The organism is Streptomyces sp. NPDC001914 (assembly GCF_042891215.1).
Classification (GTDB): domain Bacteria; phylum Actinomycetota; class Actinomycetes; order Streptomycetales; family Streptomycetaceae; genus Streptomyces.
In genome coordinates this window covers 632,353-650,721 of the sequence record NZ_JBIASW010000002.1, presented here as the reverse complement: position 1 = coordinate 650,721, position 18,369 = coordinate 632,353, and the positions used below count along the sequence as shown (strand labels likewise).

Annotated in this window: 13 protein-coding genes; 9 read left to right on the top strand and 4 right to left on the bottom strand. The window is 71.0% G+C overall.

Going from position 1 to position 18,369, the window contains the following annotated elements; genetic code table 11:
* Positions 1 to 30: 30 nt before the first annotated feature.
* Entirely contained in the window at positions 31 to 549 is a 519-nt protein-coding gene (locus tag ACFYYF_RS07915; protein WP_388772508.1) for a DUF4245 domain-containing protein, read from the bottom strand.
* 126 nt (positions 550 to 675) lie between these two features.
* Between ACFYYF_RS07915 and glpX the strand changes: the two genes are divergently transcribed.
* Positions 676 to 1,707 (top strand): class II fructose-bisphosphatase, encoded by a 1,032-nt coding sequence (gene glpX, locus ACFYYF_RS07910; protein WP_326785733.1) that lies wholly within the window; start codon positions 676 to 678, stop codon positions 1,705 to 1,707.
* Positions 1,708 to 2,023: 316 nt separating this feature from the next.
* Here the strand turns inward: glpX and ACFYYF_RS07905 are convergent, their stop codons facing one another.
* Positions 2,024 to 2,395, bottom strand: a complete 372-nt coding sequence (locus ACFYYF_RS07905; RefSeq protein ID WP_361685976.1) for a WhiB family transcriptional regulator — start codon at positions 2,393 to 2,395, stop codon at positions 2,024 to 2,026.
* A gap of 196 nt (positions 2,396 to 2,591) precedes the next feature.
* Positions 2,592 to 3,320 carry a DUF1707 domain-containing protein gene (locus ACFYYF_RS07900; protein ID WP_361685974.1) on the bottom strand — a complete coding sequence of 243 codons (729 nt, stop codon included), beginning with the start codon at positions 3,318 to 3,320 and terminating at the stop codon, positions 2,592 to 2,594.
* Between the two features lie 245 nt (positions 3,321 to 3,565).
* Between ACFYYF_RS07900 and ACFYYF_RS07895 the strand changes: the two genes are divergently transcribed.
* The 5 genes from ACFYYF_RS07895 (at position 3,566) to ACFYYF_RS07875 (ending at position 11,880) form a co-directional block, all read left to right on the top strand.
* Entirely contained in the window at positions 3,566 to 5,233 is a 1,668-nt protein-coding gene (locus ACFYYF_RS07895; RefSeq protein WP_361685972.1) for a fumarate hydratase, read from the top strand.
* Between the two features lie 110 nt (positions 5,234 to 5,343).
* Positions 5,344 to 6,747: a class II fumarate hydratase gene (locus tag ACFYYF_RS07890; RefSeq protein WP_388772505.1), complete on the top strand. Its 1,404-nt coding sequence runs from the start codon at positions 5,344 to 5,346 to the stop codon at positions 6,745 to 6,747.
* Between the two features lie 115 nt (positions 6,748 to 6,862).
* Positions 6,863 to 7,555 (top strand): DUF402 domain-containing protein, encoded by a 693-nt coding sequence (locus ACFYYF_RS07885; protein WP_361685968.1) that lies wholly within the window; start codon positions 6,863 to 6,865, stop codon positions 7,553 to 7,555.
* A 412-nt stretch (positions 7,556 to 7,967) separates the two neighbouring features.
* Positions 7,968 to 10,115, top strand: a complete 2,148-nt coding sequence (locus tag ACFYYF_RS07880; RefSeq protein WP_388772502.1) for a SpoIIE family protein phosphatase — start codon at positions 7,968 to 7,970, stop codon at positions 10,113 to 10,115.
* A 298-nt stretch (positions 10,116 to 10,413) separates the two neighbouring features.
* Positions 10,414 to 11,880 (top strand): catalase, encoded by a 1,467-nt coding sequence (locus ACFYYF_RS07875; protein WP_388772500.1) that lies wholly within the window; start codon positions 10,414 to 10,416, stop codon positions 11,878 to 11,880.
* A gap of 96 nt (positions 11,881 to 11,976) precedes the next feature.
* Here the strand turns inward: ACFYYF_RS07875 and ACFYYF_RS07870 are convergent, their stop codons facing one another.
* On the bottom strand, positions 11,977 to 14,298 hold the full coding sequence (locus ACFYYF_RS07870) for a transglycosylase domain-containing protein (RefSeq protein WP_388772497.1): 2,322 nt from the start codon (positions 14,296 to 14,298) through the stop codon (positions 11,977 to 11,979).
* A 471-nt stretch (positions 14,299 to 14,769) separates the two neighbouring features.
* Here ACFYYF_RS07870 and ACFYYF_RS07865 point away from each other — a divergent pair, with 471 nt between their 5' ends.
* Genes ACFYYF_RS07865 through ACFYYF_RS07855 form a run of 3 tightly spaced genes read left to right on the top strand, consistent with a single transcriptional unit; the run spans position 14,770 to position 18,364 of the window.
* Positions 14,770 to 15,297, top strand: coding sequence for a PadR family transcriptional regulator (locus tag ACFYYF_RS07865; protein ID WP_361685960.1), 528 nt, complete (start codon positions 14,770 to 14,772; stop codon positions 15,295 to 15,297).
* Positions 15,294 to 15,992 (top strand): ABC transporter ATP-binding protein, encoded by a 699-nt coding sequence (locus tag ACFYYF_RS07860; RefSeq protein ID WP_388772495.1) that lies wholly within the window; start codon positions 15,294 to 15,296, stop codon positions 15,990 to 15,992. The genes ACFYYF_RS07865 and ACFYYF_RS07860 overlap by 4 nt, the downstream gene beginning before the upstream one ends.
* On the top strand, positions 15,989 to 18,364 hold the full coding sequence (locus ACFYYF_RS07855; protein ID WP_388772492.1) for an ABC transporter permease: 2,376 nt from the start codon (positions 15,989 to 15,991) through the stop codon (positions 18,362 to 18,364). The genes ACFYYF_RS07860 and ACFYYF_RS07855 overlap by 4 nt, the downstream gene beginning before the upstream one ends.
* The last annotated feature ends 5 nt before the right edge of the window (positions 18,365 to 18,369 follow it).

The window sequence follows — 18,369 nt, the reverse complement described above, 5'->3', positions numbered from 1 at the left end:
CCGTGCGGGTTCCGCGGGGGACCCGGGGGCCTACGAGGTCTTCAGGGCTTCCGCCATCTTCACCAGCGTGCCGAACGAACCGGTGCCGGTCACCACCGTCGTGGAGCTCTTGCCCTGAAGGACGAGAGCGTCGTAGTGGTCGCCCTCGTAGCGCTGCCAGGTCCGGTCGCCGATGCGCTGCGTGACCTTCGTCTCCCGCGCGCCCTGGCTCGCCGAGTCGATGAACACGGCCGGCCGCTGAGTGGACTGCTCGACCGCCACGTACTGACCGTCGGGGGCCCGGAAACCCAGATGCCAGGTGTCGAACTCACTGCCGTCGTACCGCACCGAGGTCGCCTTCCACGCCGAGGGCAGACCCTCGGGCGCCGCCACGGGATAGCTCGCCGCGCGGCGAGCCGTCAGCAGCTCGACCTGGTAGTCGACGCGCTTGAGATCGGGCTCGGAGTCGTCATGCGGAATGAAGATGTAGATGACACCCGCCATGAGCGAGATGAGGCCCAGGGAAAGAATCATGTCCCGGACCGACTGCTTGCCTTTCATACCTGCCACGCCCCCATCGTCGCAGGTGCCCTGGCCTGCTCATCCGTGGGGCCCCCTGCTCATTTTGTAAGCCTGGCGATAGAGTCGGGGCCACACCCTCATCCGGCCGTCGTCGTATCAGAAAGGTGCGTGTCGATGACCGAACATCATCTGCCCTCCGAACTCGAAGTCCCGTCGGAAGCTCCCGACCGCAACCTCGCCCTCGAACTCGTCCGCGTGACCGAGGCCGCCGCGATGGCCGCGGGCCGCTGGGTCGGCCGCGGCGACAAGAACGGCGCCGACGGCGCCGCCGTCCGCGCCATGCGCACCCTCGTCTCCACCGTCTCGATGAACGGCGTCGTCGTCATCGGCGAGGGCGAGAAGGACGAGGCCCCGATGCTCTTCAACGGGGAGCGCGTGGGCGACGGGACCGGCCCCGAGTGCGACATCGCCGTCGACCCGATCGACGGAACCACGCTCACCGCCAAGGGCATGACGAACGCGATCGCCGTGCTCGCCGCCGCCGACCGCGGCACCATGTTCGACCCGTCCGCGGTCTTCTACATGGACAAGCTCGTGACCGGCCCGGAGGCCGCCGACTTCGTCGACATCAATGCCTCGGTGGCGGTGAACATCCGCCGGGTCGCCAAGGCCAAGCGGGTCACGCCCGAGGACGTCACGGTCGTCATCCTCGACCGGCCGCGCCACGACGGGATCATCAAGGAGATCCGGGAGACCGGCGCGCGCATCAAGCTGATCTCCGACGGCGACGTCGCGGGCTCCATCCTCGCGCTGCGCGAGGGCACCGGCATCGACCTGCTGCTCGGCATCGGCGGCACGCCCGAGGGCATCATCTCGGCCTGCGCCGTCAAGTGCCTCGGCGGCACCATCCAGGGCAAGCTGTGGCCGAAGGACGACGAGGAGCGGCAGCGGGCGATCGACGCCGGGCACGACCTCGACCGCGTCCTGACCACGAACGACCTGGTCTCCGGCGAGAACGTCTTCTTCGTCGCGACCGGGATCACGGACGGCGAGCTGCTGCGCGGGGTGCGCTACCGCTCCGAGACCGCGACGACCGAGTCGATCGTGATGCGGTCCAAGTCGGGCACGGTCCGCCAGATCCGGTCCGAGCACCGGCTGAGCAAGCTGCGTGCGTACAGCGCGATCGACTTCGACCGCGCCAAGTAGGACCAGCGGGCCCGTGGGCCCGGCGCCCGTGAGGCGCGAAAGGGGCGCCCCTTGTGCGGAGGGGCGCCCCTTTCCTCACGCCGAACACCGGGAGACCTGCGCCTTTCACGCCGACACCCGGAAGCACGGTTCTTACGCACCGACGCCGGGAAGCCCGAGGTCTTCACGCCGACGCCCGGAAGCCCGGGGTCATGCGCACCGACGCCCGGAAGCCCGGGGTCTTGCGCACCGATGCCGGGAAGCCCCGCCTTCCGCACCGACGCCGGGAGGCCCCGGCCTCCTCACCGGCCAAAAAGGCCCGGCCTTCCCGCTGGGGTCAGCCGGCCGCGGCTATCGTGCCGCGGGCGGCCTTCTTCAGTTCCATGTCGCGGCGGCGGCGCCTCGCGAGCACGACACGGCGCTCGGCGGCGGTCAGGCCGCCCCAGACGCCGTACGGCTCGGGTTGCAGCAACGCGTGCTCGCGGCACTCGACCATGACCGGACAGCGGGCGCAGACGCGCTTGGCCGCCTCCTCGCGGGAGAGGCGTGAGGCGGTCGGCTCCTTGGAGGGGGCGAAGAACAGGCCGGCTTCGTCACGCCTGCACACCGCCTCCGTGTGCCATGGCGCTTCCTGATCCCTGTCCCGCACGGGCGCCCGCTGGGCCGGAACGGCAGCTACCTGCAGGGACTGATGCGGCGGTTGCAGCACGGTCTACTCCTGACGACGGCTTCGCAAGCGTGCCGGGCGCCGGGGAAGTCCCGCAGCGCCCTCCAAGAGACGATGCAGCAAGCCCTACCCGCTGTGCGCGCGCCTATGCACTGCGTGCCGAAGCCCGGCCGTTCTCACGCGTGATCGATCGTCCGCCGCGGACCGGCCGCATCCGCCGCCCGCATATTCACGGGCGTCAACGGTCGAGATGCTTGCGCAAACTCCGGTCCAGCCGGTCCGCCACCCGTTCGTTCACCCGGCTGGTGACCCGGTCGAGGATGTCCGCGATGAGCTTGCCGCGCCGGGGCCTCGCCTCGACGTTCCCCAGGACGGCGAGGCCGTCGATGTAGACCACGGGCGCGTCGGGGTCGCCGGAGTCCAGCGTGTCCACCTCGAAGTTGCCGAGCACGCCGCCGCCGCTGCCGCGCAGCGAGACGTTCTCCGGCACGAAGATCTCGACGTTGCCGAACACCGAGACCGCCTTGATCACGACCTGCTGGTACTCGAAGATCGCCTCGCTCAGGTCGATCTCGACGTTGCCGAACACCGAGTACGCGTGGATGCGCCGGCCCGCCCTCCAGCGGCCCTTGCGGACGGCGGAGCTGAAGACCGCCACCACGTTCTCGTCGGCCTCCGCGGGGATCGCGCCCTGGGTCGGGCGGTTCGGCGCGGAGGTGTACGCGGAGGCCGCGCGGCCGGTGTGGGCGGCGGGCAGGTCACGGACGAACCGGTCGAGCTCGCCGACCGTCTTGGTGGCCAGCACGCCCTCGACCCGCTCGGCATGCTCCTCCGGGGTCAGACGCCCCTCGGCGACGGCCTCACGCAGGATGTCGGTGATCCGGTCGCGGTCGGCGTCCGAGGCACGCAGCTCGGCCGGCTTCGCCGCCGTGGCGGCACTCGCGTCGGGGCTCTTTTGAAGGTCCACGGCAACAGCCTACCCAAACGCGATAGATCGCGACTACCCCTCGCGCCCGCCCCGCGGGAAACCCGCCGGCACCGGGACCGACGGTCCGGTGTCCGAACTGAGCCTTACCTCACAGGCTCGCCGTCCGTGTCAGGTTCTACGCTGGTGGACGCTGCCGACGACGGCCGGCCTCCGGTGATCAGCCGTAGGGGTGCCCGAGGCGACCGAGCACCGCAAAGCCGACTGTCGAGTGAGGAATGGGCGAGATGCCTGAGTTCGCGTACACCGATCTGCTCCCCCAGGGAGAGGACACCACCCCGTACCGGCTGGTGACCTCCGAGGGTGTCTCCACCTTCGAGGCCGACGGGCGGACGTTCCTCAAGGTGGAGCCGGAGGCGCTGCGCAAGCTCGCCGCGGAGGCCATCCACGACATCCAGCACTACCTGCGCCCGGCGCACCTCGCCCAGCTCCGCCGCATCATCGACGACCCGGAGGCCTCGGCGAACGACAAGTTCGTCGCCCTGGACCTGCTGAAGAACGCGAACATCGCGGCCGCGGGCGTCCTGCCCATGTGCCAGGACACCGGCACCGCGATCGTCATGGGCAAGCGCGGCCAGAACGTGCTCACCGAGGGCGGCGACGAGGCGGCCCTCTCGCGCGGCATCTACGACGCGTACAAGAACCTGAACCTGCGCTATTCGCAGATGGCCCCGCTGACCATGTGGGACGAGAAGAACACGGGCTCGAACCTGCCGGCCCAGATCGAGCTCTACGCCACCGACGGCGGCGCGTACAAGTTCCTGTTCATGGCCAAGGGCGGCGGCTCGGCCAACAAGTCGTTCCTCTACCAGGAGACGAAGGCGGTCCTCAACGAGGGCTCCATGATGAAGTTCCTGGAGGAGAAGATCCGCTCGCTGGGGACGGCCGCCTGCCCGCCGTACCACCTGGCCATCGTCGTCGGCGGCACGAGCGCCGAGTACGCGCTGAAGACCGCGAAGTACGCCTCCGCGCACTACCTGGACGAGATCCCCTCGGAGGGCTCCGAGCTGGGCCACGGCTTCCGTGACAAGGAGCTGGAGGAGAAGGTCTTCGAGCTGACCCAGAAGATCGGCATCGGCGCGCAGTTCGGCGGCAAGTACTTCTGCCACGACGTGCGCGTGGTGCGCCTGCCCCGCCACGGCGCGTCCTGCCCGGTCGCGATCGCGGTCTCCTGCTCGGCCGACCGCCAGGCCGTCGCGAAGATCACCGCCGAGGGCGTCTTCCTGGAGCAGCTGGAGACCGACCCAGCGCGCTTCCTGCCGGAGACCACGGACGAGCACTTGGACGAGGCCGGCGACGTCGTCCGGATCGACCTCAACCAGCCGATGGACGACATCCTCGCCGAGCTGACGAAGTACCCGGTCAAGACCCGCCTCTCGCTCTCCGGCCCGCTCGTCGTGGCGCGCGACATCGCGCACGCCAAGATCAAGGAGCGGCTGGACGCGGGCGAGGACATGCCGCAGTACCTGAAGGACCACCCGGTGTACTACGCGGGCCCGGCAAAGACCCCCGAGGGCTACGCGTCCGGCTCCTTCGGCCCGACGACCGCCGGCCGCATGGACTCCTACGTGGAGCAGTTCCAGGCGGCGGGCGGCTCCAAGGTGATGCTGGCCAAGGGCAACCGCAGCAAGCAGGTCACCGACGCGTGTGACGCGCACGGCGGCTTCTACCTGGGCTCCATCGGCGGACCGGCCGCCCGGCTCGCCCAGGACTGCATCAAGAAGGTCGAGGTCGTCGAGTACGAGGAGCTCGGCATGGAGGCCGTCTGGAAGATCGAGGTCGAGGACTTCCCCGCCTTCGTCGTCGTCGACGACAAGGGCAACGACTTCTTCCAGGACCCCGCACCCGCCCCGACCTTCACCACGATCCCGGTGCGCGGCCCCGGACTGGCGTAGGACGCGCCCGTACGGCGTCCACCCCGCGGGGTGGACGCCGTACGGGTGACGCGCGCCGGGCGGGAACACCGGCGGGCTCCGGGATGCTGTCCCCCATGGAGGTGTCACCCATGACGGATGGCCAGGGCGAGGACGCGTACCGGATCGAGCACGACTCCATGGGCGAGGTGAGGGTGCCCGCGGAGGCGAAGTGGCGGGCGCAGACGCAGCGCGCCGTGGAGAACTTCCCCGTCTCGGGGCAGCGCCTGGAACGCGCGCACATCGAGGCCCTGGCCCGGATCAAGGGGGCCGCCGCGAAGGTGAACGGCGAGCTGGGCGTGATCGGCAAGGACGTCGCGGAGGCGATCCAGGAGGCGGCGGAGGAGGTCGCCGAGGGGCGCTGGGACGCGCATTTCCCCGTCGACGTCTTCCAGACGGGCTCGGGCACCTCCTCGAACATGAACGCCAACGAAGTCGTCGCGACGCTCGCCGGCGAGCGGCTGGGCCGGGACGTCCACCCCAACGACCAGGTGAACGCCTCGCAGTCGAGCAACGACGTGTTCCCGTCCTCCATCCACGTCGCCGCGACCGCCGCCGTCACCCGCGACCTCGTGCCCGCGCTGGAGCATCTCGCCGCCGCGCTGGAGCGCAAGGCGGAGGAGTTCGCCGACGTGGTGAAGTCGGGGCGCACCCATCTCATGGACGCGACGCCGGTGACGCTCGGCCAGGAGTTCGGGGGGTACGCGGCCCAGGTGCGGTACGGGGTCGAGCGACTGGAGTCCTCGCTGCCGCGGCTGGCCGAACTGCCGCTCGGCGGAACGGCGGTGGGGACGGGGATCAACACGCCGCCCGGGTTCTCCGCCGCGGTGATCGCGGAGGTGGCACGGGCGACCGGCCTGCCGCTGACCGAGGCCCGCGACCACTTCGAGGCGCAGGGGGCGCGCGACGGGATCGTGGAGACGAGCGGCCAGCTCCGGACCATCGCCGTCGGGCTGACGAAGATCGCGAACGATCTGCGGTGGATGGCCTCCGGGCCGCGCACGGGACTGGCCGAGATCAGCCTCCCGGACCTCCAGCCCGGCTCCTCGATCATGCCGGGCAAGGTCAACCCGGTGATTCCCGAGGCGGTGCTGATGGTCGCCGCGCAGGTCACGGGGAACGACGCGACCGTCGCCGCCGCGGGCGCGGCCGGGAACTTCGAGCTGAACGTGATGCTGCCGGTGATCGCGAAGAACGTCCTGGAGTCGGTCCGGCTGCTCGCGAACGTCTCGCGGCTGCTCGCCGACCGCACGGTCGACGGGATCGTCGCGCACCGCGAGCGGGCCCGTGAGTACGCGGAGTCCTCGCCGTCCGTGGTGACGCCGCTGAACAGGTACATCGGGTACGAGGAGGCCGCCAAGGTCGCGAAGAAGGCGCTGGCGGAGCGCAAGACGATCCGCCGGGTGGTGCTGGAATCGGGGTACGTGGAGCGCGGGGACCTGACCGAGGAGCAGTTGGACGAGGCCCTGGATGTCCTGCGGATGACGCACCCGTAACGGGCGGCGCCCGCGGAGAAACGCCTGATGACGGCTCCGTAACAGCGGGTTCCCGATGGCGTGAACCGTGACGCTTGCCGCAGCGTCGTATGCCCGGGGCACCTAATATCTGGTCATGGCAGAGGGTGGAGCGGTGAGACGAGCGGAAGCGGGCGGGCCTGCGGGGTACTGGGAACCCGGGAACCAGATCCTGTGGCGGTACCGGGAGAACGGCGGCGACGGCGTCCACATCTGCCGCCCGGTGACGGTCGTACGCGACGACGCCGATCTGCTCGCGGTGTGGATGGCACCGGGCACCGAATGCGTGAAGCCGGTGCTCGCCGACGGTTCGCCGGTGCACGGAGAACCGCTGGAGTCCCGCTACACGAAGCCTCGCGCGGTGCGCCGCGGCCGCTGGTTCGGGACGGGTGTGCTGAAGCTGGCACGGCCGGGCGAGGCCTGGTCGGTGTGGCTGTTCTGGGAACAGGGCTGGCGTTTCAAGAACTGGTACGTGAACCTGGAGGCTCCGCTGGCCCGTTGGGCGGGCGGGGTGGACTCCGAGGACCACTTCCTCGACATCTCGGTGCACCCCGACCGCAGTTGGCGCTGGCTCGACGAGGACGAATTCGCCATGGCGCAGCGGGCCGGTCTGATGGATGCTCAACTGGCGGCACGCGTACGGGAAGCGGGGTGGTCTGCGGTGGAGGTGATCCGCGCCTGGGGCGCGCCGTTCTCGGACGGATGGCAGCACTGGAGGCCGGATCCGGGCTGGCCGGTTCCCGCTCTGCCGGATGACTGGGACCGTACGCCCGCGCACGTGTCCTCATGAGACCCTTGATGCGCCCCCGTGGTACAACCGTAGGATCGTCTTCCGCAAGGGCGCACGGCAGCGACAACTCCCGCAGGATGAGCCGGGCTTGACCATATGTCACCGAGGGGCGGCAGGACGTGAGCGAGGGGTACGAGGCGTACGGCGGCGTGGCCGGCCAAAGACCGGTCGCACCGCGCGAACCCGCCACGACGGCCGTACGGGCCGGGGCTTCGGCCGCCGCCCCGGTGCCGGCACGGGCCGTTTCGGGCCGGCGGCGAGCCGTACCGTGCCGGGTGGCGGCCGTTCGTGCCGCCGGTCCCGGCCCTGACGACACGCAGAATCCGTTCCTGGGGCACACATTCCGGGTATCGGGGCTGCGGGAAGAACTGCGCGCACGGCGCGCAGCCCCGGACGGACGGACTCGACACGCGTGACGGAGCACCCCACCTCGCACGAGCGCCGGCAGAGCGGCGCGCCCGCCCCCGCGGACCCTCGCGGGGCGCTCCTGCGTACCTCGGAGCCGCCGTCCCAGGTCCCCGGTTCCGGGGCGTTACCGGTACAGGCCCGTACGGGCGACGCGCCGAGGGGTCCGGGTGCGTCGAAGCCGCGCGGCAAACGCGGCAAGTCCGGCGGCCAGGCGTCCGCCGACACCGGCGTGTCCGCGTCCTCGGGCACGGGCGTGCCCTCGGCCGCCGCTTCCGGCGCCGGCTCCGAGCACTCGCAGCCCTCGGCGACCGAGCCCGACACGCACCGCCCGCGGCCCGCGCCGGAGGGCATTCCGATCCAGCCGGACGCCGAGCAGGGCCGCGCCTCGCGGTCCTCCGGCGGCAAGGAGCGCCGTACCGCTCAGGGTGTGCCGCAGGGCGGGCCGATGCCGATGCGGCGGGACGGGGACCGGCTGCGCTTCGTGGGCGCCGCGACCCGGCGGATCGCCCGCGGCATCGACCTCGACGAGATCGTGATGGGCCTGTGCCGGGCGACCGTGCCGACCTTCGCCGACGCGATCCTCGTCTATCTGCGCGACCCGCTGCCGGTCGGTGACGAGCGGCCGACGGGACCTCTCGTGCTGCGGCTGCGGCGCACGGACCGGATTCCCGAGGAGCGGGACACCGAGAGCGGTTTCCTGCCCGCGCTGCGCCCGGAGCCCAGCGAGCTGTCGGCGATGACGGCGGAGCTGTGCGAGGTGCGCCCCGGTGGCGCGCTCGCCGAGGTGCTGCGCGGGGTGCGGCCGGTGTTCGCGGACGCGCCCGCCGCCCGGGCCGCGCTGCCCGAGCTGCTGGGCGACGATCTGCCGGTGCCGAGCGGGCAGCGTGCGATCCTCGCCCCGCTGCGCGGCCGCCGCCGGGTGATCGGGGCGGCGCTGTTCCTGCGCCGGCCCGAGCGGCTCGCCTTCGAGGCGGACGACCTGCTGGTCGCGGCGCAGCTCGCCACGCACAGCGCGCTCGGCATCGACAAGGCGGTGCTGTACGGCCGTGAGGCGTACATCGCCGACGAGCTCCAGCGCACGATGCTGCCCGAGACGCTGCCGCGGCCCACGGGGGTGCGGCTCGCGTCCCGCTATCTGCCGGCCGCGGAGACGGCCCGGGTGGGCGGCGACTGGTACGACGCGATCCCGCTGCCGGGCAGCCGGGTCGCGCTGGTCGTCGGTGACGTGATGGGCCACTCCATGACGTCGGCGGCGATCATGGGCCAGCTGCGGACGACGGCGCAGACCCTCGCGGGGCTCGATCTGCCGCCGCAGGAGGTGCTGCACCATCTCGACGAGCAGGCGCAGCGGCTCGGCACCGACCGCATGGCGACCTGCCTGTACGCCGTCTACGACCCGGTGTCGCACCGGATCACGATCGCCAACGCGGGCCATCCGCCGCCGGTGCTGCTGCACCTGGGCGGGCGGGCCGAGGTGCTGCGGGTGCCTCCGGGTGCCCCGATCGGTGTGGGCGGGGTCGACTTCGAGGCGGTGGAGCTGGACGCGCCGGCCGGGGCGACGCTCCTGCTGTACACGGACGGCCTGGTCGAGTCGCGGCTCCGCGACGTCTGGACGGGCATAGAGCAGCTGCGGGAGAAGCTCGCGGCGGTCGCGGCGCTGACGGGGCCGGATCATCCGCCGCCGCTGGAGGCGCTGTGCGACGAGGTGCTCGACATGCTCGGCCCGGGCGACCGGGACGACGACATCGCGCTGCTCGCCGCCCGGTTCGACGGGATCGCGCCGAGCGATGTCGCGTACTGGTTCCTGGAGCCGGAGGACGCGGCGCCCGGCCGCGCCCGGCGCCTGGCCCGGCGTGCCCTGGCCCGCTGGGGCATGGAGGATCTGACCGATTCGGTGGAGCTGCTGGTCAGCGAGGTCGTGACGAACGCGGTGCGCTACGCGTCACGGCCGGTGACGCTGCGGCTGCTGCGGACGGACGTCCTGCGCTGCGAGGTCGGTGACGACGTGCCGCAGCTTCCGCGGCTGCGGCAGGCGCGGGCCACGGACGAGGGCGGTCGCGGGCTGTTCCTGGTGAACCGGCTGGCGCGGCGGTGGGGGGCGACCCGGCTGAGTACGGGAAAGGTCGTCTGGTTCGAGTTGAACCGGAACTGACCGGGTACTCGTCCGGCCCCGCCCCGGTGGGACCGGCGCCGAACCGCGCCGGTGCGGGTGCCCGACGGCGCCCGCACCGGCCGCATCGACGTTTGTGCCGGCCGTCCTGACCGCGCCCGTGCCGTTGTGGACGACACCCGGGCCGGTGCCGTACGGCGCCGGTCCCGGGGTGGCCGCCGCGGCCGGGTGCAAGCGGTGCCAGGACCCGCGTCCCATGTTGCCGACATGATGTCGGCGGCGTTGACTGCTGGGGTGGGCGAAGCGACCTGACGACCTCATCTCCGACGGGAGGACGCTCGTGACGCAGGCATCCCGGAAGGCTCCGTACACCACGAACAACGTCGGGATTCCGGTGGAGAGCGACGAACACTCGCTCACCGTCGGCCCCGACGGCCCGATCCTGCTCCAGGACCACTACCTCATCGAGAAGATGGCGCAGTTCAACCGGGAGCGGGTGCCCGAGCGGGTGGTGCACGCCAAGGGCAGTGGCGCGTACGGATTCTTCGAAGTGACCAACGACGTCACTCAGTTCACGAAGGCCGATCTGTTCCGGCCGGGCAGGCGCACCGAGATGCTGGCGCGCTTCTCGACCGTCGCGGGCGAGCAGGGCTCCCCCGACACCTGGCGCGACCCCCGCGGTTTCGCGCTGAAGTTCTACACCGAGCACGGCAATTACGACATGGTGGGCAACAACACCCCGGTCTTCTTCGTCCGTGACACGATCAAGTTCCAGGACTTCATCCGCTCGCAGAAGCGCCACCCCGTGACGGGGCTGCGCGACCACGACATGCAGTGGGACTTCTGGACCCTCTCGCCCGAGTCCGCGCACCAGGTGACCTGGCTGATGGGCGACCGGGGCATCCCGAGGACGTACCGCCACATGAACGGCTACAGCTCCCACACCTACATGTGGATCAACGGCGGCGGTGAACGGTTCTGGGTGAAGTACCACTTCAAGACCGACCAGGGCATCGACTTCCTCACCCAGGCCGAGGCGGACGAGCTCGCGGGGACGGACCCGGACAGGCACCGCCGCGATCTGTTCGAGTCGATCGAGTCCGGCGACGCGCCGAGCTGGACGCTGAAGGTCCAGATCATGCCGTTCGAGGACGCGGCGGACTACCGGTTCAACCCGTTCGACCTGACGAAGGTCTGGCCGCACGGGGACTACCCGCTGATCGACGTCGGCCGGATGGTCCTGGACCGCAATCCCGAGGACTACTTCGTCCACATCGAGCAGGCCGCCTTCGAGCCCTCGAACATGGTGCCCGGCATCGGTCCCTCGCCGGACAAGATGCTGCTGGGCCGGCTGTTCTCGTACCCCGACACCCACCGGTACCGGATCGGCCCGAACTACAGCCAGCTTCCGCCCAACCGTCCGCACGCCCCGGTGAACTCGTACGCCAAGGACGGGCCGATGCGCTACGAGCCGTCGAAGGCGGCCCGCCCGTACGCACCGAACTCCTACGGCGGCCCGGCGGCCGACTACGACGGCCGCTTCGGCGACCCCGCGAGCTGGCGGGCCGCCGGTGAGCTGGTGCGCGAGGCGTACGCGCCGCACCGCGAGGACGACGACTTCGGCCAGGCGGGCACGATGGTCCGCGAGGTGCTGGACGACGCGGCCCGGGACCGGCTGGTGGACAACGTGACCGGTCATCTCGGGGACGGTGTCACCCGGCCGGTGCTGGAGCGGGCCTTCCAGTACTGGCGCACCGTGGACAAGGAGACCGGCGACCGGATCGCGCGGGCCTTCGACGGGGACTGAGACCCCGGAGGAGACACCGAAGGGCCCGCCACGGCAGCGAAGGAGGAGGGCACCCGGGGATCCGGGTGCCCTCCTCGTGCGTCGGAGCCGCCCGCGCTACCCGCTCGACCGGTCGAACGGATTCTGCAGGGCGTCGTCGGTGGGTGAACTCGTCGGTGTGGACGGGGCCGTCGTCGTCGGCTCGGTCGTCGTCGGCTCGTCCGTGGGGGTCGGCGGAGCGCTCGTGGTGGGCGGCTCCGTCGACGGCTCCTCGGTGGTCGGGGTCGAGGACGGCGTGCTGGACGGCGTCTGGCTGGCGGTGGGCAGATCGGTCGGCGCCACCGCGGCACCCGACGTGGTGTTCAGGTCGAACTTGGTGACCTTCCCCTCCATCGCCGCGAACGTGTAGGCCGCCCAGATCTTCGCCGGGTAGCCACCGCCGTTGACGCGGCCGCCCTCCAGGTAGAGGCCCGTGGCGCCCTTCATGGAGACCTGCCGGTGCGGCGGCTTCGCGTCCTCGCCGAACAGCAGGACGGAGGTGACCAGGTTCGGCGTGTAGCCGGTGAACCAGGCCGACTTGTTGTTGTCGGACGTACCGGTCTTGCCGGCGACCTGCTGGCCGGCACGGGCCGGGTTGTTCCGCACCGAGACCCGCGCCGTACCGTCGTCGACCACTCCGGTGAGCACCGAGGTGACCGTGTCGGCGGCCTCCTCGCTGATGACCTGGCCGCCGATCGGGTCCGGCATCTCGACCGTGGTGTCCTTGTGCTCGACCTTGGCGACCAGGGACGGGGTGACCTTCTTGCCGTGGTTGTCGAGCGTGGCGTACGCGCCCGCCATCTCCAGCGGGCTCGCGCCCATGGAGCCGAGGGTCTGCGCGGGCACCGCCTGGAGACCCTTGGTGTCCATGCCGAGCTTGCCGGCGACCTTCAGCACCTCGTCCATGCCCACGTCGACGCCCATCTGGGCGAAGACGGAGTTGATGGACTTGTTCATCGCGGTCTGCACGGTGACGGGGCCGTAGCTGGCCTCGTCCTCGTTCGGCGGCGCGAAGCCGATGTCGCTGCCGACGACGGGACGGCGGTTGGTGCCGTCGTAGACCGTGTTCGCGGTGATCGGCTGCCCGGAACGCGTCTTGGCCTGCTCTTCGAGGGCGGCGGCGAGGATCATCGGCTTGAACGTCGACGCGGCCTGGTAGTCGTGGCGTGTCGCGTTGTTGATGTAGTGCTTGAAGTAGTCCTTGCCGCCGTACATCGCGAGGATCTTGCCGGTCTTCGGGTCGACCGACACGGCACCGGCCTGGATGTTGGCGTCGACCTTGCGCTTCTTCGGGTCGAGCTTGCTGGTGAGCTGCTGCTTGACGGTCTTCTCCAGCAGCGCCTGCTTCTTGTCGTCCACGTTGAGCGTGATGGTCCAGCCGCCCGCAGTGAGCATGGCCTTGGCGTCGTCCAGGTCCTCGGCGGTGCCCTGGGCGACGAGCTGCTTGGCCACCTCGTTGTTGGCCGCCTCCACCAGATAGCCGGTCTGGCCCTCCATGCCCGGGGCGCCCTTGGGCTCCTTGGGGACCGGGAACTTCAGGCCCGCGCGCTTGCCCGCGTCGAGCCAGTGCATCTCGACCATGTTGTCGAGGGTGTAGTTCCAGCGGGCCTGGACGAGCTTCTTGCCGGTCTTCGAGGCGACCGCCCAGTCGTACTGGCTCGGCGCCTGGAGCAGCGAGGCGAGGTAGGCGCCCTGCGCGACCGAGAGGTCCTCGGCGTCGACCTGGTAGTAGGCCTGCGCCGCGGCCTGGATGCCGTAGGCGTTGCGGCCGTAGTAGCTGGTGTTGATGTAGCCCGCGAGAATGTCCTCCTTGGACTTCTTGCGGTCCACCTTCAGCGAGATGACCATTTCCTTCAGCTTGCGCGTGACGGTCTGGTCCTGGCTGAGATAGTAGTTCTTGACGTACTGCTGGGTGATCGTCGAACCACCCTGCTTGCCCTTGCCGGACAGCGTGTTGATCAGGCCTCGGGCGGTGCCCTTGAGGTCGATGCCCGAGTCGCCGTAGAAGGTCTTGTTCTCTGCGGCGACGAACGTCTTCTGGACGCTCTTGGGCACCTTGGCCAGGTCGACGATCTCGCGGTTGACCTTGCCGCTGCGGCCGAGCATCGAGCCGTCGCTGTACTTGTAGATGTTGCTCTGGCGCTTCGCGGCCGCGTTGCCCTCCGGCACCGGGACTATCAGGTACAGCACGATGAAGCCGCCCATGCCGAGCAGGCAGAAGCCGAAGAACGTCCCGAGGATCGTCTTCCAGTTCACGAAGCGGCGTATGCCCGTGCGGCGCGGCTTGCCGCCCGCCTTCGCCCCGGGCGCGGCGCCCTCGGACTCGTGCCCGGACGAGCGCTGGGGCGCCGCGCGGCGGCCCTGCGCCTGCCGCGCTCGTCTCTCTTCAGCTCGTCCCATGCGTCGATCCGCTCCGCTTCATTCTCGTGTGGCACACAAGTTCGCCGGTCAGGTCAGCTCAGCAAGCTAACACCGCGCGCTATGACAAAGGGGCGCCGATCCGGCCTTTTCCGGACGTGACAATCAGCACGCCATGGGCACCGCCTCACTGAATCCGACGTGCGGAAGGGCCGGAAGGTTGCCGGGACGGGAGAAAGTGAGACGACGAACAGCGCACGTCCGGCGCACGGTCCGGTCCCCGCCGGGCCCCGCGCTCCCGGGTCGCGAGGGGACGGGCGCCCGGGTCCGCGAGAGCGCCGCCCCGCCGGCGGGAGGGTGCGGACCCGGGAGCCGGGAAGGAGCGGCCGGACGGTTCCAGAACCGTGACAATCGGCCGTGAGCAGGGGGTTCTCCGCTCGTGAACCACTCTTCCCGCCATCTATAAGCGAGGCGTATACACGCGGTGTATACGCCGTGTGTAGAGTGCTCGGCATGTCCATCGGTCACACCCTTCTGGGACTCCTGGAGTCCGGGCCGCGCCACGGTTACGACCTGAAGCGGGCCTTCGACGAGAAATTCGGTCACGACCGGCCGCTGCACTACGGCCAGGTCTACTCGACGATGTCGCGGCTGCTGAAGAACGGGCTCGTCGAGATCGACGGGATCGAGGCGGGCGACGGGCCCGAGCGCAAGCGGTACGCGATCACCGAGGCCGGCGTCACCGACGTGCAGCGCTGGCTCGCCACGCCGGAGACGCCCGAGCCCTACCTCCAGTCGACCCTGTACACGAAGGTCGTCCTCGCCCTGCTGACCCACCGGGACGCGAGCGAGCTCCTCGACACCCAGCGCTCGGAGCACCTGCGGATGATGCGCATGCTGACCGAACGCAAGCGCAAGGGCGATCTGGCCGACCAGCTCATCTGCGACCACGCCCTCTTCCACCTGGAGGCCGATCTGCGATGGCTCGAACTGACGGCCGCCCGCCTCGACAGGCTCGCCGAGGCGGTGACGACCCGATGACCGCCACCGCCCCTCCCCCGGGCTCCCTGCTCACCGCGTCGCAGCTGCGCAAGGCCTACGGCCCCACCACCGCGCTGGACGGTGCCGACTTCTCCATCCACCCCGGCGAGGTCGTCGCGGTGATGGGCCCCTCCGGCTCCGGCAAGTCCACCCTGCTCCACTGCCTCGCCGGCATCGTCACGCCCGACTCCGGATCGATCACGTACGACGGCCGCGAGATGGCGACGATGAACGACGCCCGGCGCAGTGCGCTGCGCCGCTCCGAGTTCGGGTTCGTCTTCCAGTTCGGCCAGCTCGTGCCCGAGCTGAGCTGTGTCGAGAACGTCGCGCTGCCGCTGCGGCTGAACGGCACGGGCCGCAAGGAGGCCGAGCGCGCCGCGCTGTCGTGGATGGAGCGGCTGGAGGTCGACGACCTCAGGGGCAAGCGGCCCGGAGAGGTCTCCGGAGGGCAGGGCCAGCGCGTGGCCGTCGCCCGCTCGCTGGTCACCGGCCCCCGGGTGCTGTTCGCCGACGAGCCGACCGGCGCGCTCGACTCCCTCAACGGCGAGCGCGTGATGGAGCTGCTGACCGACGCGGCCCGTTCGACGAACGCCGCCGTCGTGCTCGTCACGCACGAGGCGCGCGTGGCCGCGTACTCGGACCGCGAGGTCGTCGTACGCGACGGCAGGTCCCGGGACATGGAGCGGATCGTATGAGCGTGCAGGGGGGACGCTCCGGAGCGCCGGAGGGGCCGAGGTCCTGGGGCTGGTCCAGGGACCTGGCCATGGGGGTCCGCTTCGCCTTCACCGGCGGGCGCGAGGGCTGGATCCGCACGCTGCTCACGGCCGTCGGCGTGGGCCTGGGGGTGGCCCTGCTGCTGCTCACCACCGCGCTGCCGAACGCGCTGAGCGTGCGGCACGAGCGCGAGCAGGCGCGGCGGGACTACACCTACGACTACACCCCGAAGCCCGCGGCCGACGACACCCTCGTGATCGCGGACCTCGACACCACCTACCGCGGCGACGACGTCCGCGGCCGGCTGATGCAGCCGGACGGACCGCGGGCTCCGCTGCCGCCGGGCCTCGGGGCGTTCCCGGCGACGGGCGACATGGTCGTCTCCCCCGCGCTGAAGAGGCTGCTCGCGTCCGACGACGGCGCGCTGCTGCGCGAGCGGCTGCCGTACCGGATCGCCGGGACCATCGGCGAGAGCGGCCTGGTCGGTTCGCACGAGCTCGCCTACTACGCGGGCGTCGACGACCTCGACGCGAGGATCGACCCGCCGAACGTGGCCCGCATCAGCGCGTTCGGCGAGCCCCACCCATTCGCCGCGGAGGCCGCCGACCCGGTCCTGCTGCTGCTCGTCCTCGTCGTGTTCGCCGTCCTGCTGATGCCGGTCGCCGTGTTCGTCGCCACGGCCGTGCGCTTCGGCGGCGAGCGGCGCGACCGGCGGCTGGCCGCGCTGCGGCTGATCGGCTCCGACGGCCGGATGGTGCGGCGGATCGCGGCCGGCGAAGCACTCGCGGGAGCACTGCTCGGACTGGTCCTCGGCACGTTCTTCTTCCTGATCGGACGGCAGATCGCGGGCACCGCCGACGTGTTCCGGGTGAGCGTCTTCCCGAGCTACCTCAACCCCTCCCCCGCGCTCGCCGTGCTGGTCGCGGTGGCCGTCCCGGTCGCCGCCGTGCTGGTCACCCTGTTCGCGCTGCGCGGTGTGGTCATCGAGCCGCTCGGTGTGGTGCGCACGGCCAGGCCCGCCCGCCGCCGGCTGTGGTGGCGGCTGCTGATGCCGGCCGGGGGGCTCGCCCTGCTGTACCCGATGCTCGGACAGGGCCGCGGGAACGGGGAGTTCAACCAGTACCTGGTCACCGGCGGTGTGCTGCTGCTGCTCGTGGGGGTCACCGCGCTGCTGCCCTGGGTGGTGGAGGCGGTCGTCGCGCGGCTGCACTCGGGCGGGGTCGCCTGGCAGCTCGCGGTGCGCAGGCTCCAGTTGAGCAGCGGCTCGGCGGCCCGCATGGTCAACGGCATCGCCGTGGCGGTGGCCGGGGCGATCGCCCTGCAGATGCTGTTCACCGGGGTGGACGCCGACTACACGAAGGCGACCGGCCAGGACGTCACCCGGGCCCAGATGGAGATGCCCGTACCGGACGGGATCCCCATGGCGCAGGTGGCCGAGAAGATGCGCGCCACCCGGGGGGTGCGCAAGACCGTCGCGCTGTCCGAGGGCAACGTCGGCGAGCGGCGGATGTCCGCCGAGGTGAACGCGCAGGTGACCGTGGGCGACTGCGCGGCGCTGCGCGAGGTGGCGACGTTGCCGTCGTGCCGCGAGGGCGACGTCTTCGCGCTGCGGGGCTCCGACTACGACGACAGCACACGGAAGCTGGCCGGGTCCCGGACCCTGTACCTCGACCCCGCCGACGGCGACGAGGACACCGAGAGCACCCCGGTCGCCTGGCCGGTGCCGCAGGGGCTGAAGCAGGCGCGGACGCGCCCCGACATGACCGGCGTGAAGCGCGGCGGCTTCCTCGTCACCCCGTCGGCGCTGCCCGCGCGGGGCGCGCAGACCGTCCGCGGGCACGTCTTCCTCGGTCTCGACCCCTCCGTACCGGACGCGCAGGAGTACGTGCGCAACACGGCGGCCCGGATCGATCCGCTCGGTGATCCCATGACCTGGTCGGCCACCGTGGAGTCCGGCCGGTTCACCTCCATCCGCACCGGCCTGTTCGTGGGCGCCGCCTGTGTGCTGGCGCTGATCGGGGTGAGCCTGCTGGTCTCCCAGCTGGAACAGCTCCGCGAGCGCAGGAAGCTGCTGTCGGCGCTGGTCGCCTTCGGCACGCGGCGCCGCACCCTGAGCATGTCGGTGCTGTGGCAGACGGCGATCCCGATCGCGCTGGGGCTCGGCCTCGCGGCCCTCGTGGGGCTGACCCTCGGCACGGTCCTGCTCAGGATGACCGGGACCTCGGTGAGCGTGGACTGGGTGAGCGTGCTGTCGATGACGGGCATCGGCGCGGGTGTCGTGCTCCTGGTGACCCTGCTCAGCCTGCCGCCGCTGATCCGGCTCATGCGGCCGGAGGGACTGCGCACGGAGTAGGACGC

Coding starts and splice junctions, on each gene's coding strand:
- glpX (WP_326785733.1), top strand. CDS start 676: ATGACCGAACATCATCTGCCCTCCGAACTCGAAGTCCCGTCGGAAGCT.
- ACFYYF_RS07895 (WP_361685972.1), top strand. CDS start 3,566: ATGCCTGAGTTCGCGTACACCGATCTGCTCCCCCAGGGAGAGGACACC.
- ACFYYF_RS07890 (WP_388772505.1), top strand. CDS start 5,344: ATGACGGATGGCCAGGGCGAGGACGCGTACCGGATCGAGCACGACTCC.
- ACFYYF_RS07885 (WP_361685968.1), top strand. CDS start 6,863: ATGGCAGAGGGTGGAGCGGTGAGACGAGCGGAAGCGGGCGGGCCTGCG.
- ACFYYF_RS07870 (WP_388772497.1), bottom strand. CDS start 14,298: ATGGGACGAGCTGAAGAGAGACGAGCGCGGCAGGCGCAGGGCCGCCGC.
- ACFYYF_RS07865 (WP_361685960.1), top strand. CDS start 14,770: ATGTCCATCGGTCACACCCTTCTGGGACTCCTGGAGTCCGGGCCGCGC.
- ACFYYF_RS07860 (WP_388772495.1), top strand. CDS start 15,294: ATGACCGCCACCGCCCCTCCCCCGGGCTCCCTGCTCACCGCGTCGCAG.
- ACFYYF_RS07855 (WP_388772492.1), top strand. CDS start 15,989: ATGAGCGTGCAGGGGGGACGCTCCGGAGCGCCGGAGGGGCCGAGGTCC.